Origin of the sequence: Psychrobacillus psychrodurans (assembly GCF_050209195.1) — a bacterium.
In the GTDB taxonomy this organism is placed as follows: domain Bacteria; phylum Bacillota; class Bacilli; order Bacillales_A; family Planococcaceae; genus Psychrobacillus; species Psychrobacillus psychrodurans.
In genome coordinates this window covers 1,650,590-1,666,785 of record NZ_CP189791.1, presented here as the reverse complement: position 1 = coordinate 1,666,785, position 16,196 = coordinate 1,650,590, and the positions used below count along the sequence as shown (strand labels likewise).

Annotated in this window: 18 protein-coding genes; all 18 read right to left on the bottom strand. The window is 36.9% G+C overall.

Going from position 1 to position 16,196, the window contains the following annotated elements; all coding sequences use genetic code 11:
- Positions 1–292: 292 nt before the first annotated feature.
- The 18 genes from ACQCPR_RS07855 to ACQCPR_RS07770 all read right to left on the bottom strand — a co-directional run bounded on the left by ACQCPR_RS07855 (position 293) and on the right by ACQCPR_RS07770 (position 16,194).
- Positions 293–916: a zinc metallopeptidase gene (locus tag ACQCPR_RS07855; RefSeq protein WP_241598888.1), complete on the bottom strand. Its 624-nt coding sequence runs from the start codon at positions 914–916 to the stop codon at positions 293–295.
- Positions 917–1,031: 115 nt separating this feature from the next.
- The gene (locus tag ACQCPR_RS07850; RefSeq protein ID WP_427138700.1) at positions 1,032–1,628 is read right to left on the bottom strand and encodes a DUF1405 domain-containing protein; all 597 of its coding nucleotides are present in this window, start codon (positions 1,626–1,628) and stop codon (positions 1,032–1,034) included.
- 68 nt (positions 1,629–1,696) lie between these two features.
- Entirely contained in the window at positions 1,697–2,476 is a 780-nt protein-coding gene (locus tag ACQCPR_RS07845; protein WP_090561748.1) for a menaquinol-cytochrome c reductase cytochrome b/c subunit, read from the bottom strand.
- Between the two features lie 42 nt (positions 2,477–2,518).
- Positions 2,519–3,193 (bottom strand): menaquinol-cytochrome c reductase cytochrome b subunit, encoded by a 675-nt coding sequence (gene qcrB, locus ACQCPR_RS07840; protein WP_090561750.1) that lies wholly within the window; start codon positions 3,191–3,193, stop codon positions 2,519–2,521.
- Positions 3,194–3,213: 20 nt separating this feature from the next.
- Entirely contained in the window at positions 3,214–3,717 is a 504-nt protein-coding gene (locus tag ACQCPR_RS07835; RefSeq protein WP_090561754.1) for a ubiquinol-cytochrome c reductase iron-sulfur subunit, read from the bottom strand.
- 157 nt (positions 3,718–3,874) lie between these two features.
- Positions 3,875–4,321: a YpiF family protein gene (locus ACQCPR_RS07830; protein WP_090561756.1), complete on the bottom strand. Its 447-nt coding sequence runs from the start codon at positions 4,319–4,321 to the stop codon at positions 3,875–3,877.
- A gap of 12 nt (positions 4,322–4,333) precedes the next feature.
- Complete coding sequence (locus tag ACQCPR_RS07825) at positions 4,334–4,885, bottom strand: ReoY family proteolytic degradation factor (protein WP_090561758.1); 552 nt, start codon at positions 4,883–4,885, stop codon at positions 4,334–4,336.
- Between the two features lie 20 nt (positions 4,886–4,905).
- Entirely contained in the window at positions 4,906–6,150 is a 1,245-nt protein-coding gene (locus ACQCPR_RS07820; protein ID WP_427138699.1) for a tetratricopeptide repeat protein, read from the bottom strand.
- Between the two features lie 191 nt (positions 6,151–6,341).
- On the bottom strand, positions 6,342–7,631 hold the full coding sequence (gene aroA, locus ACQCPR_RS07815) for a 3-phosphoshikimate 1-carboxyvinyltransferase (RefSeq protein WP_340880830.1): 1,290 nt from the start codon (positions 7,629–7,631) through the stop codon (positions 6,342–6,344).
- Between the two features lie 15 nt (positions 7,632–7,646).
- On the bottom strand, positions 7,647–8,747 hold the full coding sequence (locus ACQCPR_RS07810; RefSeq protein WP_427138698.1) for a prephenate dehydrogenase: 1,101 nt from the start codon (positions 8,745–8,747) through the stop codon (positions 7,647–7,649).
- Positions 8,747–9,847, bottom strand: coding sequence for a histidinol-phosphate transaminase (gene hisC, locus ACQCPR_RS07805; protein ID WP_427138697.1), 1,101 nt, complete (start codon positions 9,845–9,847; stop codon positions 8,747–8,749). The genes ACQCPR_RS07810 and hisC overlap by 1 nt, the downstream gene beginning before the upstream one ends.
- Before the next feature lie 22 nt (positions 9,848–9,869).
- Positions 9,870–10,232, bottom strand: coding sequence for a chorismate mutase (gene aroH / locus ACQCPR_RS07800; RefSeq protein WP_090561766.1), 363 nt, complete (start codon positions 10,230–10,232; stop codon positions 9,870–9,872).
- A complete protein-coding gene (gene aroB / locus ACQCPR_RS07795) occupies positions 10,225–11,319 on the bottom strand; it encodes a 3-dehydroquinate synthase (RefSeq protein ID WP_427138696.1) in 1,095 nt (364 codons plus the stop codon). The genes aroH and aroB overlap by 8 nt, the downstream gene beginning before the upstream one ends.
- Before the next feature lie 2 nt (positions 11,320–11,321).
- On the bottom strand, positions 11,322–12,503 hold the full coding sequence (gene aroC / locus ACQCPR_RS07790; protein WP_427138695.1) for a chorismate synthase: 1,182 nt from the start codon (positions 12,501–12,503) through the stop codon (positions 11,322–11,324).
- A gap of 290 nt (positions 12,504–12,793) precedes the next feature.
- Entirely contained in the window at positions 12,794–13,564 is a 771-nt protein-coding gene (locus tag ACQCPR_RS07785; protein WP_090561772.1) for a CheR family methyltransferase, read from the bottom strand.
- 340 nt (positions 13,565–13,904) lie between these two features.
- Positions 13,905–14,351 carry a nucleoside-diphosphate kinase gene (gene ndk / locus ACQCPR_RS07780; RefSeq protein ID WP_090561775.1) on the bottom strand — a complete coding sequence of 149 codons (447 nt, stop codon included), beginning with the start codon at positions 14,349–14,351 and terminating at the stop codon, positions 13,905–13,907.
- 145 nt (positions 14,352–14,496) lie between these two features.
- Positions 14,497–15,471: a heptaprenyl diphosphate synthase component II gene (gene hepT / locus ACQCPR_RS07775; protein WP_427138694.1), complete on the bottom strand. Its 975-nt coding sequence runs from the start codon at positions 15,469–15,471 to the stop codon at positions 14,497–14,499.
- An 18-nt stretch (positions 15,472–15,489) separates the two neighbouring features.
- Entirely contained in the window at positions 15,490–16,194 is a 705-nt protein-coding gene (locus tag ACQCPR_RS07770) for a demethylmenaquinone methyltransferase (protein ID WP_427138693.1), read from the bottom strand.
- Positions 16,195–16,196: the final 2 nt, after the last annotated feature.

Here is a 16,196-nt window from a genome sequence, read left to right as displayed (position 1 = left end):
AATTAAAAGAGATTAAAAATTACTACAGGATAAGATTTTACCTACATAGCGGTTGCTTAATACACCATTTACTTGTGGAACGACAAATTCTTCCTAGATATAAATAAACCGGGTAAAAAGACGCCTGAACATCTTCAATAGAAATCTAGATATGCAGTGATTTCCGCAGCCAAACGAAGGATTGAGACAATGCCCTCGGTAAGCGGCGAGAACCCAATGTTTACGGAACACTAAAAATAAAAAAAATGAAGAGGATGACTACTGTCATCGCCCTTCATTCTTTTAAATAATCTTAATCATTCCGAGTCATTCCAGTATAGATCAATACTAAACGTAACAACTCTAAAACAGCGACTGCTGCAGCAGCAACATAGGTTAATGCGGCTGCATTTAATACTTTTTTCGCATGAGGTTCTTCCTCATTGCGAATAATGCCGTGAGACACCATTTGGTTCATAGCCCGGTTAGAAGCGTTAAATTCCACTGGTAACGTAACGATTTGGAATACAACACCCGCAGCTAACAACACAATCCCTATTAATAAAAGATTAGAGAAGCTAGCAAGCATACCTATCATAATGAATATCCAGGAAGCATTAGAAGAAATATTAGCAACTGGTACTAATTTGTGTCGTAAACTTAAAAATGAATATGATTCTTTGTGCTGAATAGCATGACCAACCTCATGTGCTGCAATCGCAGAACCTGCAACAGAAGCTTCATGAAAGTTGTGAGAAGATAATGCAACTATTTTTGTCATTGGATTGTAGTGATCACTTAAAAATCCTCTGCTTTCAACAACTTGAACATCATTCAAACCATTTGCATCAAGAATTGTTCTTGCCACTTGAGCACCTGTCATTCCTGAAGTAGAACGAACTTTTGAATATTTTTTATATGTCCTTTTAACTTTCATTTGTGCATACAAAGGCAATAATAAAATTATCGCAAAGTATATGAGATAAGAAACCAAGTTTCTTTTCCCCCTCTCTAATCTATACTATTTATTTTAATAGGAATAATAGAGACATTCAACTAATAAGCTTTGACCTTTTTTGATATATGAAAGAAGCTAAAGAAATACAAGCAATGGATAGCCAGAATGTAAAGTAACCAATCTGATTAGCATATTTGTATAAACTGCTATAAACTGGCATTTGATCAAATACATAATCTATCACATCATTATGTAATGTCCAAATAGCAGCAATAAATATATGTATCCAAGTAAAGCGATAATAAGGAATGTATAATATAGCTTGGATTGCCATTGCAAAATGAGATGCAACAAGCATCCATCCCATCCAACCGAGATAATCATTTTCCACATACGTCCAAATATTCATCACTACTGCCCATAATCCATATTTTACAAGCGTGATTAATGCTAAAGCTTCGATTAACTTCCAATTTTTCTTAAACAGCCATGCGAACAAGGCAATTGTAAAAAATAAACTAGCTGTAGGACTGTCGGGCACGAATAGAAGAAACTTAGCTTCTGTTTGGGACAACTGTCCTTCATACCAATAGTAGCCATAGAGGGTACCAAATAGGTTTACTATGAGCAATAGCCACATAAATGTTTTGTTAAAGAGAACCATCTTTGTGTACAGTAGCAATTCTTTCATTTATTTTGGCTCCTTTTTAATATGAAAAAAAAGAGAGCCAGTTTCCTGACTCTCTTCACTTGTAAAAATTATTCTGCTGGTTGAAGTGTTGTAATAAACTCAGCTAGTTTTTGTAATTCTTCTTCAGTACCTGTGTAAGTTCCACCAGGCATACCGCCTCTACCTTCATGAGCGATTTCTACGATTTCCTCAGCAGTCATGTCTAAACCTGCTAATGGCAAACCAATACCGCCCTCAAAGGAGTTACCGTGACACCCAATACATGAAGAAGCCTGGTAAAGTTGATAACCCTCCGAGGTTTCATCATATTCAACAGAAACTTCTTCTTTAATTTCACCGTAAGCTTTAGCAGCTTCCCAGTCATGGTTTACAACAGATTCCCATGTTAAGAAAATAATTGAAGCAATTGCAAGAAGCATGAATCCTGTCGGTAATGGACGTTTCCATGGGCTTCTTTCTTTACTTGTATCTAAAAATGGAACTAATAATAGCGCTCCGAAAGCCAATCCTGGCATAACGATTGCTCCAATAATATTATACGGTCCAGAAGCAAATTCATATTTTAATAATTGGTATAAAAATAAGAAATACCAGTCTGGTACTGGAATGTAACCTGTGTCAGCTGGATCAGCTGGGCGTTCAAGTGGCGATGGATGTGCAACTGTTAATACCAAATAACCAACTAAGAAAACCGCACCGACTAACCATTCTTTAAGTAAAAAGTCAGGCCAGAAAGCTTCTGTTTTACCTGGATACTCTGAATAGTCCTTTGGAGTGTTTTTCTTACGATTAGAAAGATCTGGTACACGTGAGTCTCCAACAAATTTCATGCCTTTTCCGCGATGCATAATGTCCCCTCCTTGTTAAGAATTATCTGAACCACTTACCCATTATAGTGGTCCAGAAATACCTTGACGACGAATCATGATAAAGTGAGCTGCAAGTAATCCAAATAAAGCAGCCGGCAAGAAGAACACATGAATCGCAAAGAATCTTGTTAATGTTTGTGCACCGATGATTGTTTCATCACCAGCTAAAAGTGTTTTAATTATTCCACCAATAAATGGAACAGATGCTGCAATTTCAATACCAACCTTCGTTGCGAACAATGCTTTCATGTCCCAAGGAAGTAGGTAACCTGTAAATCCTAAACCTAACATAACGGCGAAGATTAGTACTCCGACCATCCAGTTTAGTTCACGAGGTTTTTTATAAGAACCAGTAAAGAATACACGTAATGTATGTAAGAACATCATAACAATTACAAGTGATGCTCCCCAGTGATGCATCCCACGCACTATTTCACCGAATGCTACTTCATTTTGAAGGTAGTAAACAGATTCCCATGCATTTTCAATATCCGGTACATAATACATAGTTAAGAACATACCTGAAAGAATTTGAATTACTGTGATGAAAAATGTTAATCCACCGAAACAGTATACAAATGCAGAGAAATGGTGTGCAGGGTTTACGTGTTCTGGTACTTCATGGTCTGCAATATCACGCCATATTGGTGTAATATCTAGACGTTCATCCACCCAATCATAGATTTTATTAAGCACTGATGTCGTACCCCCTTACTTTAAACTAATGTGTTAGGAATAGCTTTCCCAATTTCTAAGAACCCGTCATTTTCACGAACTTCATATTGATCCAACGGACCTAGAGGTGGTGTTTTTGGAACATTTTTACCGTTTTTCTCATAACGACCCGCGTGACATGGACAGAAGAACTGATTTTTGTGAGCTGGGTCTGCTTCCCAGTTTACTGTACAACCCAAATGCTTACATACAGGAGATAGTGCGATAATTTCATCGCCTTCTTTGTATACCCAAGCAGCATTGGTAATATCAGACTTGTACCATGCATCCACTTGTTCAAAAGTGAAGTCAACACGTTCTGGAACTTCCGTAATATCGGCAATTTTCTTCTCCGTTAGTACAAAATCTCCGCCTTCTTTTTTCTGCAATACAGGATCAACTGCAAATCGTACCATTGGCATAAGCATTCCAGCTGCCATAAATCCGCCAACACCTGTTAAAGTGTAACTTAAAAATTGACGTCTTGATACTTTATTGTTACTCATCCTTTTCCCCCCTCTTACTTAAAGGTCAGTCCAATGGACATACTTGCTTGAATAATAATACTAGGACATATACATGATATATCAATAAAAAAGGAAGGTCAATAATCGATTTCCTCGAATTATAAACTTTATAGACAAATCATGAAACAAATTGTCACTAATTCGCCCATTTTTTCGCGAAAATAGGAATAAGTTGTCGTAATTGATCTTCTAGTACTGAGTTTCTCATTTTTTGGTCCATGGAATCCAGTGGTACAGATGGAATCCAAATAATATTTTGTTCCTCTCCCATTGTACTCCACTCTCTATCAGAAGTAACGTAAAAGATATGCTTGAAGGATGCTTTGTTTAGTTCTTCCTGCCAATCTTTAAATACGGATTGCTTGTCCTGACTTTTTGTATAGGAGAAGGAAGGAAATAAAACAATCCTTCCTTTGAACTGATTTTCAATTACGTTTGCTAGGGACAGTGTGAAGTCAGCTGCAGATGCTGCAAATTGGAAGCCCTCATCTGAGCCATCAATTTGTATTAATGGAATCACTGCTGTGTCTATAAATTCTTTTTGTGCTTGATATACTGTGCTATCTTTTCCGTTCCAATGCATTTGTAACCTCTCCTAAACCTCTTTTTGTTGTATTTGTTTCCACAATGAAGAAAGCTCCATGAATTTTTCTTTGTTATTATCATCTATCGCTTGATCAATCTGCTTTTTTAATTGTTCCACTTGAAATGAATACAAGCTTTCACTAACTATATCCTCGGCTATCAATTTATCTTTTTCACTAATCTGCAAATATTTCGGCATATATGGATTCTCTTCTAATACCGCCAAATACTCAGGACTAGGTGGCATCATTTGAAAGTTCAATTGAATGTACATATCTTCTTCTGGATGTAACCGCAAATCATGGAAGGACTTTTCAGCATCAGCAGTCATGATACTTCCTTTGTAAAAGCGAAATGGGATACCTGAGGACGTCGTAACCGACATAATCATCGCTCGAGGACAATAATGCGCCTCCTCCACAAAGTGTACATTATTCAACAATGTTTCGTGGCTTATCAAGTAATTCAAGATCCACACGCACTCTCTTCTTTTCATCTGATACTTTTTTAAAAACCACCGAACAAATTCTTTTTTCTCACCAACTGAAACAGAAGCAGTCACGTAACCTCTCCTTCCTTCATTTATTCAAACATTTCAAACCATTCACTATTTTCTGGTTGAAGTTTTTGTAAAATTAACACAATATCTTTTGCCTCTGCTCTTTTCCCTTCTTCTAAAAGGAAATAAACGTATTTCTCTAAAAAAGGAACATCCTCTTTATGTTCAGTATATGCAAGCTGATAAAATTCGTATGCTTTTTCGTAGGATTCTAATCTTTCATACGCAGCTGCTAAAAATGGATACATTGCAGACCATTCAAAATGCTCTTGCTTCAACGTTTCATAGAGTTCCACTAACTCCTCATCTTTCTCTTCTGTTGAAAATAAGGAAGACAAAATGAAAATAGCATCCATATATTCTGGGTCAAGAGCAATTGCTTCTCTTAAAAAAGTTTCTGCTTCTTTCACTTTACCCAATTTCAAGGAAATTTTACCTGCAAATAAATAATATTCTTTTTCATATTCATCACGGGTGATACCATCTGTAATTGTTTTTAGAGCATCCTCATTTTTTTCCAGCATTGCATAGGTCTCAGCAAGAAGCATATACCCTGAGAAGTAGTCAGGATCAATTTGAAGGAGATCTTCTAATTGTTTTGCAGCACTTTCATAATGCTGTACCTGGAAGGATGCATAAGCTGCATGGAAAAGTACGTCTGGGGCAACTTCTTTTTTCAGTGCTTCTGTATAATATGGAATCGCTTCCTCATATGCTGCCCCAGCACTATAGATTTCTGCTAGTTTAAGCGGTAAATCTACTGCTTGTATAGAGTCCTGATGAGGCAGTAAATCCTCCATTACTCGTGCTGCCTCTAGGTATCGACCAGTTTCAAACAACAATTCACCTTTAGCATACATTAGTAAAGGTTCTTTTGGTAATAGCGTGATTGCTTCATTTATCTTTTGTTCTGCAACCTCATATAACCCAATCATTTGATAATAGTCAGCTAATGTAAGTAGGGCCTGCGGGTAAGCATCGCTAGTTTTTTCGATAGTTGTTAGCATCTCTAGAGCTTCATCTTCTTTATCCATTTCTAAATAAAGCTGGGCTTGATCAATCTTCAATTGATTCTCTTCAGGAAATAAAAACTGAAGATGCTCTAAGACTGTAATAGCTTCCTGTATAAAACCAAACTGCGTTAGTAGATCTGCAAGCTGGTATTGCTCATCTGGATCGCCATTCAATAAAAAATTATCAATCATTGTTCCAAGTTTTTCCATGTTTCCTTCTTCCATCGTCTGGATAAAAGGTGTCAAGTTGTCCATGTTATCACCATTCTTTCATTATACCTTTATCCTACAAGAACATTTGTTTTTGAACAAGAAAAAAACCCTCTTCTAAAAAAGAGGGTTTTTATTTTTTTCATTTATTAATGAGGTAAAGCACCCGTGATGTTTAACTATAAAGGTGTTCAGCTAATGATCAGTAAGGAATGAAGCTTTCCCTAATCTAAGATTCATTTGATCACACTCGAAATATCTTCAAAAAATGTAGGGTATGAAACAGCAATACATCCCGCATTGTCAATTGTGACAGGTTCTGTTGTTATTAGGGAAGCAACTGCAGCCATCATACCAATACGGTGATCTCCATATGTGAGAATATCTCCGCCATGAAGTGTTGTCGGCCCCTCTATTATCATTCCATCATCTGTGGCAGTAATATTTGCTCCTAGTTTCTTCAACTCATTTACTACTGCATCAATTCGGTTCGTCTCTTTCACTTTTAGCTCTTCTGCATTTTTAATAACAGTTTTGCCGTTAGCTTGTGTAGCGAGTAAAGCTATTATAGGTATTTCATCGATGAGCCGAGGTATGAGTTCTCCTCCGATTTCTGTTCCAACTAAAGAAGAGGACTCAATTTCAATTGTACCCATCTCTTCGTGACTGCTATTTGCTGCGTCATTAACTGTAAAAGAAGCACCCATTGCTTGAAGAACATCCATAATGCCTGTTCTTGTTGGATTTAACCCTACATTTGTTAAAGTTAACTTACTACTAGGAACAATTGCACCAGCTACTAGGAAGAACGCTGCAGAGGAAATATCACCAGGTACGACAACGGCAGTTCCATTAAGCTTTTGTCCGCCTAGAAGTCTGATCGTCCTATTATCAACGGTGATGTTCGCACCAAAGTGTTCTAGCATTTTCTCTGTATGATCCCTAGAAGTTTCTATTTCTTCAACTACTGTTTCACCGTTTGCATTTAAAGCTGCTAGTAATATTGCAGATTTCACCTGCGCACTAGCTACTGGCATCGTATAGTGAATAGCTTGTAATTTAGTACCTTCTACAGCAATAGGAGTAAACTGACCGTTTTCTCTCCCGATTAGCTTAGCATTCATTTGTTTTAGAGGATCTGTAACTCTTCTCATTGGACGTTTTTGGATTGATTCGTCACCTATTAATACCGAAGATACCGATGAACCAGCTAAAATTCCAAGCATTAAGCGAGTAGTTGTCCCTGAATTCCCCGTATATAATATTTCATCGGGTTCTTTCCAGTGCGTGATTCCCTTACTATTGATATTTACTTTGTCACCTTCTATAGATATTTCAACTCCAAGCTTTTGAAAGCAATCAATCGTACTTAAGCAATCATCACTTTGCAAAAAGCCTTCAACTGTAGTAGTCCCTTCAGCAATAGCTCCGAACATGATAGAACGATGCGAGACAGATTTGTCCCCAGGTATACGAATAGCACCCTCCAATGAGGGCTGTGCATATTCTAATTTCTTGCTAGTTATCAAGATCACCCCTCCTTAAGAAATATACGTTTCATATGATGTATTATTGGCAATACAGTCTACCGCTTTAGCACGATCATCTGTTGATTGAAAGCTTATGACAAGTATTCCGAAAACGTCTTCACGAGTTTCTACAATTCGTAAATTTGTAATACTAATATTGTCTTTAGCTAAATATCCTGTAATCTCCGAAATAACACCAGGATAATCAGGTACATCAACATAAAGGTCGAAAGAGCTAAACATTGCACCCTGTGCATTTATAGGAAGATCATCTCTTACTCTTTTAGCAGTAGCAAAATATTCTTCTATATCACTAGAATCTGCGTATGATAGTAAGTCTTGTAATTTACTCATTTCATTCGTCCATGCCTGTAATTGATTACGTAGTTCTTTACGATTTTGAAGCGTTATATCTCTCCATACAATCGGGTTTGCAGAAGCAATTCTTGTTATGTCTCTAAATCCGCCGGCTGCAAGTTGTTTTGTAAATGGATATAGTTCGTTTTCAAAAGATAATTGATGCACAAGTGAGGCGGCAACTAAGTGGGGGAAATGACTAACTACAGCAGTCATGTGATCATGTTCCTCTGCTCCGACTTTTACCAGCTTCGCTTTCGTCACCTGCAATAAATCTATCAGAACTTGAATACGTTCATAAGATTCGTCTTCAAAAGGTGTGAGCAAATAATAAGCATTCTCAAAAAGAATCGGTCTGGCAGCCTCTACACCACTTTTATGGGAGCCCGCCATGGGATGTCCACCTATAAACGTAATGCCCTTTTCTCTTAAAGAAATGGCAGCTTTCATAATTTCTTTTTTGGTACTTCCCGTATCCGTAATAATTACTTGGTTCTTTAGTTGCCATTTTGGCAATTCATTCATTAATCGGATTGTTTCACTTACTGGAGTAGCAAAAACAATTACATCCGCACACTCCGTTCCATCTTTCATGTTTATGACTATTTCATCTATGACACCAATTCTTTTCGCTGTCCTAAGGGTATGACCATTTTCATCATACCCAATTATTTTCACATCTTTATTGCGTTTTAAACCAAGTGCTAGAGATCCACCTATTAATCCGAGACCAATAATAAAAACTGTTTGCTGCATTATAAGACGCCTTCCTCTTTTAGAACTTCATCTAGCTTTTCTAATAACTCGCTATTTTGCTGTTCTGTCCCAATTGTTATACGAAGGTATCCTGGTTTCCCTAATGCATTCCCACTTCGAACGATAAACCCTCGCTTCATTAATCCTTGGAATACTACGTCACTATTAGCTTTGACTTCCATTAAGATGAAGTTTGTTTGGGAAGGAAAATAATCTAAATTTCGTTCCTCGCAATATGCCACGAATTGAGCTTTTCCAGTGTTATTTTTCTCTTTACATTGTTCTATAAACGCTTGATCTTCTAATCCAATAAGGGCTACCTTCTGACTTATAATTGTATTATTAAATGGCTCCCGAGTTGGTTCTAGTTGAGCTATTACTTCTTCTGATCCAATCGCATAACCAATTCTAAAGCTTGCAAGTCCATAAGCTTTAGAAAATGTACGCATTATTAATATATTTGGGTGTTTTTCTAATAATCCAAGAGAATCCTTGTAGTTATTGTCTGTTATGTATTCTGTGTATGCTTCATCTAAAACGATCAATACATCCTTTGGCACTTTTTCAATAAAATCTTTCAATTTATCGCTAGGTGTTAGTGTCCCTGTTGGATTGTTTGGATTACATACCCAAATGATAGCGGTGTTCTCATCAATCGCTGCAAGCATACTGTTTAAATCATGCTCCCCGTTATTTGTAAGGGCGATTTCACGAACTTCTGCTCCTTCAACAATCGCATTATGCTTATATTGACCGAATGTTAAATCTGCCATAATAGTATTCAACCCAGGTCGTAAAATAGCTCTTGATACGATAAGAATATTCTCGTCAGAACCATTACCAAATAATAATTGTTTTTCAGAGATGTTTAAATGATTCGCTACAGCTGTTCTAAGGTTCGAAGCATATCCATCAGGATAGATGGCAAAATCTAAATTCGCATTTGCGAAGTATTCTTGTACTTTTGGAGACGCACCATATGGATTTTCATTAGAAGCAAGTTTCGTCACTTTTTCTAAGTTAAACATTCTCTTCACTTCGTCGGAAGTTTTGCCAGGCTGATATGCATGTAACCCATTAATCTGTTGTTTGAATTTCATTTTAACCCCTCAGTTCTATAGTTTATTTGAGTAAATCTGGTCTTAACTGTACAGCGTTATTTAAATAAATATGTTGTATCTCTTGCTGCGGTTTTGTCGTATTTACATGCATTAGTAATCGTATACACTTTTCCAACGCTCCAGGAACGTTCATTTCATGCGTGCACATTACTGGGACATACGCCCATCCTTCTATGCCTCGAACAGCTCTTGCAGGAAAAGCAGAAGTAATATCCGTCGTAGTAGATATGATGACTGAAGCGATATCTTCTGGTAAAATACCATTTGATTTTGCCATTTCTTCTACAAGACGTCTAGTTTCCTGAAGTACTAATTCATTTGAATCCTCTGTTACTGTAGTTGCTCCTCTTACGCCTCTAATCATTAGTTGCCTCCTTAACCCATTGCCGCAGTTGTTCATCGCATCTTTTAATTTCTTCCACCGAAATTATTTGCACAAATGGATTCCCAATTTCTTGAAGCAACGCAAAATGTAGTTCTCCATTTGTCGTTTTCTTATCTTTTTGCATAAATTTAGATAAACTTTCAAATGAACACTGAAGCACATGTTCAAAATTATAGCCAAGTCTTTTCGCTAAATCATACACTTTTTTGGCATATCCTTCTTCCACATTTCCATGAAGTTCACTTAGCATTAACGCTGGAATCATTCCAATCATAACTGCTTCACCATGCGTAATTTTACCGTAGCCTACAGATGCTTCAATTGCATGACCATATGTATGACCAAAGTTCAAGAATTTACGATAAGATTGTTCCTTTTCATCTAATTCGACAATACGAGCTTTTACTCGAATTCCTTTTTCAAGCCATTGTAATAATTCTTTATTATTGATTGCCTTTAAGTTGGGAAGAGCAATAAATTCATCCATCCAACTAGCATCACTGATAATCGCATGCTTTATAACCTCTGCAAGGCCAGAGCGAACTTCTGCTGCTGGTAATGTTTTTAAGAAATGAAAATCATATAAGACTTCCGAAGGTTGATAGAAAGCCCCAATCATATTCTTTCCATTTGGGTGATTGATGGCAGTTTTACCTCCAACGGCACTATCATGTGCTAGTATAGTTGTTGGAATTTGATAAAAAGGAATACCACGCATAAATGTTGCCGCCACAAATCCAGTCAAGTCCCCAACTGCTCCCCCTCCTAATGCGATAAGAGCAGAATTCCTTGAACAATTTTCTTCCAGCAAAAAGGTTTGGACTTGAAAATAGGATTCAAACGTTTTGCATGCCTCACCGTTTGGAACAATATAAAGTTTAAAAGACAGATTAAAATTAGTACGAACATAGTCTTCATGAAGTCTCCAAACATGTTCATCCGTGATTATCACTAGTTGATCATATTTTTTAAAATCTGCTGCTCGTCTTTCACAAAAAGATTGTAAAATATTCTCTCCTAAAAAAACTTCATAAACAGAGTCTTTCGTTTTTACTTGGATAGACATCATTAAAACCCCTTTGTATATGCTCTATGACTCTCTATGTCTGCAAGTAATGTATCTATTTTATCTCCATGAAAGGTTTCTAATACCGCTTGTGCAATCTCCCAAGCAATAACTGCTTCAGCAACTACTGAAGCTGCTGGTACCGCACAGCTATCAGATCTTTCAATACTAGCCTTGAACGGCTCCTTCGTATCAATGTCCACACTTTGAAGCGGCTTGTAAAGCGTAGGAATTGGTTTCATCACACCTCGTACTACTATTGGCATTCCCGTAGACATACCTCCTTCAAGTCCACCTAGACGATTTGTATCGCGTGTATATCCTTCTACATCATTCCAAGAAATTTGATCATGAACTTGACTTCCAAAAAGGTTAGCCATTTCAAATCCTAATCCTACCTCTACACCTTTAAATGCATTGATGCTCATCATCGCCATTGCCAACTTGCCATCTAACTTACGATCATAATGGACATAGCTTCCAACTCCAGCTGGCATACCAGAAACGATTACCTCTACCACTCCACCAATGGTGTCTCCAGCTTTTTTTGCATTATCGATTGCCTCTACCATTCGGGCTGATGCTTCCGGATCTAAACAATATACCGGATCTGCCTCAACAATCTCACGAATTGCCTCTACTGTTTTGCCATTAGCTAGACTTAAATCGGCTTCAATCCCACCAATTTTCGTCACATGTGCCACGATGGATATACCTAGTTTACTAAGCAATTCTTTTGCAACAGCTCCTACAGCAACTCTTACCGTAGTCTCGCGCGCAGAAGATCGCTCTAGAACATTTCGTAAATCACGATGACCATACTTCATACCTCCAACTAAATCGGCATGACCAGGACGAGGTCTTGTAATTTGTCTTTTAATATCCTCAGGATCTATTTCTTCTCCAAGAGGCTCAATTCCCATTATATTCGTCCAATGCTTCCAATCATCATTATTTACAACTAGGCAAACTGGAGATCCTAATGTTTTCCCGTGGCGTACACCTGAAGTAATAGCAACTGTATCTTTTTCAATTTGCATACGTCTTCCACGACCATGTCCACCTTGACGACGTTTTAATTCTTTATTTATCATTTCACTCGTTATTTCTAATTGGGCTGGTAACCCTTCAATAATCGCTGTTAGTTGTGGTCCATGTGACTCACCTGCAGTTAAATATCTCACAGCACTTTCCCCCTTCAACTCGCTAAAGTATTTGTTTTTCACTATAACAAAATTTTAGAACAATGTATACAAAAAATGTGTAAGTACCTTTTAAAGGCTAGTTGAAAAATAAAAATCATTCCTCAACTGAAGTCGACCTTTGTTCAGTGAACGATTGTCTTGACTTATCTATACTTTCTTTTCATTAATCATTTACCACTTATCTTCCACTATTGCTGAATTCGTGCGACCTTCTATTCATTATCTTTGCTTAGAAGAAAAACTGTCCGGAATTTCACGGACAGTTTTTCTTATTTTTTCCGATAAAAAAAGGTATCTTCCGTTTCAAATCCATATTTTCCTGGATTGAATATTTGCTCAGTACTACCAACAAATAGTATTCCACCGGAACGAAGGGAATCGCTAAAATTTTGATATATTTGATCTTTTGCTTCCTCTGTGAAGTAAATCATAACATTTCTACAAACAATCAAATCAAAGTTTTTATCATATGTATCTTTCAATAGATTATGTTTTTTGAATGTTACCGTTCTTTTAACTGCATCACTCATCTTATAAAATGGAGTTTGGTTCTCAAAATGCTTATTCTTCATATCAGTTGGAACCTCGGCTAGGGAACGTTCAGGGTAAATGCCAACTTTCGCACGTTGAATTGCATTTTCATCTAAATCCGTTGCGTGTATAGCAACTTGAGTTAAAGGAACATGATTGGACAGAACCATTGCAATGGTATAAGGTTCTTCTCCAGTAGAGCAAGCTGCACTCCAAATTTTTAGACGTTTATTTGTTTCTAATAATTTTGGGAATATTTTAGTCTGTAGTATTTCCCACCGTTTTGCATTCCGATAAAACTCCGAAACATTGATTGTCATCCTGTCTAGAAATTCATTCATTAAATCTCTATTGGAGTCGAGAGCTTGATAAAATTCAACAAAATTTTTATATCCCTTTTTTTCATACAACGAAGTTAGTCTACGACGCATCTGCGCCTCTTTATATGCTGCAAGATCAATGCCTGTCTTTTTCTTAATGGAATCCACAAATTTAATATAATCCGGCAAAATGATTTCGCCCCCTTCTAAAACCTATAATTAGTATATCCTATACGTAGCATTTCGAACATACTAAAAAGACAGACAAATATGAACACTTACCTACCATTTAGTTTGTTGAGTGTGAGTTTCTCTCGTTTAGGTCAACTCCCTCGGATAAAAAGAGATGCCCCTGGTTTAAACTCCAATCTCACTTCTAAGATCGATATGCCATTCGAATAACAATGCATTTCTCTGTTAGCAGTTATTCTCTCTCATTTTAGCTATATTCTATCTTGTAGCTTCTTTTTTCAAAACAAAAAAAGGTTGTTTATGAATGAAGTCATAAACAACCTTTTTCTATTTCTTATTAGTTAATCCAGTTGTTAGCATCTTTTTTGTATGATACTAGCTCTTCTTGCTTGAAGAATAATCCGATTTCGCGTTCAGCACTTTCAGGAGCGTCAGAACCGTGGATAATATTTTTCCCTACAGTTACTGCGAAATCACCACGGATAGTTCCTGGTGCAGATTCTTTAGGGTTTGTAGCACCCATCATTAAACGAGCAGTTGAGATAACATTTTCGCCTTCCCATACCATAGCAAAGACCGGTCCAGAAGTGATGAATTCTACTAATTCTCCGAAGAATGGGCGTTCTTTGTGCTCGCCGTAATGTTGTTCAGCAAGTTCGGTAGGAATTTGCATTAATTTTGCTCCAACTAATTGGAATCCTTTTGCTTCAAAACGACCTACGATTTCACCGATTAAGTTACGTTGTACGCCATCAGGTTTTACCATTAAAAATGTTTTTTCCATAGTTAACACTCCTCGAATATATATAATGGACTTTATTCTCCACCGTTACAAATATTATCATTATAATGCATTATTTTCAAATTAAATTAACAACTTAGTTTTTCGCTACGGAGTTCCAAAAGTAAGCAACTAATCAATCTTCCTCTTAAAATTTCCTTTTGCTCATGAATAGCGCAATATTTTGTAACGATTTCTTCGCTGAATTTGCCGGTAATTGCTTAACCTCATTTAGCGCTTTTTGTAAGTATATATTACTTATTTGTTTGGCACGTTCAATACCGTCTGATTCGCGAATTTTCGTTAACAATATTTGTCGATTGGTGTCGCTAATAGTTCCAGCTAAAATATCACTTAATAAAGGTTCAATGGCTGGATCGTTTTTAACGAATAAAACAGGCAGAGTAATATTGCCCTGCGCGAGATCAGATCCAGCAGGTTTGCCTAATTCCTCGTCAGAAGATGTGAGATCTAAAATGTCATCAATTATTTGAAATGACATACCAACATAATATCCAAACCGCTTCAAATGACTTACAGTTTTTTCATCTGCTTTGGAAGCAATTGCACCTAATTCACAGCTGGCTGATATTAATATTGCCGTTTTTCGTTTAATTCGACGTAGATAGTCTCTAACTGTTTGCTCTAGATAGTGCTTATCCTCAATCTGAATAATTTCACCAATACAAAGTTCCACCATTGTTTGAGATAACACTTCATGTGCATATGTATTTTGTAAATCTGTTATGTATTCAATTGCATTTGCAAAAAGAAAATCACCTGTATACATCGCAACCCGATTGTTCCATTGCGCCTTTACAGTTTCTCTGCCCCGTCTGGTTTCTGCATCGTCTATTACATCATCGTGGACGAGAGAGGCCATATGAATGAGTTCAACTGAAACAGCCACACTTTTTATTGAGTCTATAGAGTAATTTCCGAATTTCGCTGCAAGCAAGACGAAAACTGGTCTAATTCTTTTACCTCCAGCAAGTAGTAGATGAAGAGACGCTTCATTCAATAAGTGAGAAGAAGAATTCACCGCTACAGCTAATTCTTTTTCGATGATTTCAAGATCCGATTTTAAATCGGAATAGAGTAACTTCAACTTCATCTTGTCCACGGTTACAACCTCACTCACTTAAATATCTTTTTTATATCCAATATGTCTAGCTGCCGCTCCACCACTATATGGTTTACTAGTTACATTGACCAAACCCACTTTTTCAAAGAGCTTTGTTAAATCAGCTCTATTTGGAAATTCTTTAGCTGACTCCTGTAACCATGAATATTCTTTATAGCTTTTTGCAAATAGTTTTCCGAATAGGGGCATAATATAACGGAAATAGAATCGGAACAATCCATTAAATAGTTTAGAATCTGGCGTAGATGTTTCTAAACATACAACCATTCCACCTGGTTTAACAACACGGTTCATTTCACTTAATACTTGTGTATAGTCGGGAACATTGCGTAAACCAAACCCAATCGTTACATAATCGAAAGAATTATCTTCGAATGGCAATTCCATAGCATTTCCTTGAATTAACTCAATTTGCGAAATATCCTTAACTTTTTCTAATCCTACATTTAACATGTTCTGACTAAAATCTAATCCTCTTACTTCACCAGTTGGTCCAGTTGCCTTTGCCAATGCGATTGTCCAATCTGCTGTTCCGCAACATACGTCCAATGCTTTGCTTCCACGTTTTACTTGCATAGCCTTCATCGTATCTTTTCGCCATGCTTTATGTTGTTGAAAGCTAATAACCGAATTCATGGAATCATAATTATCGGATATCTTTTCAAAAACTTCATGTACATGTTGTTCTTTTGATTTTCCCACGA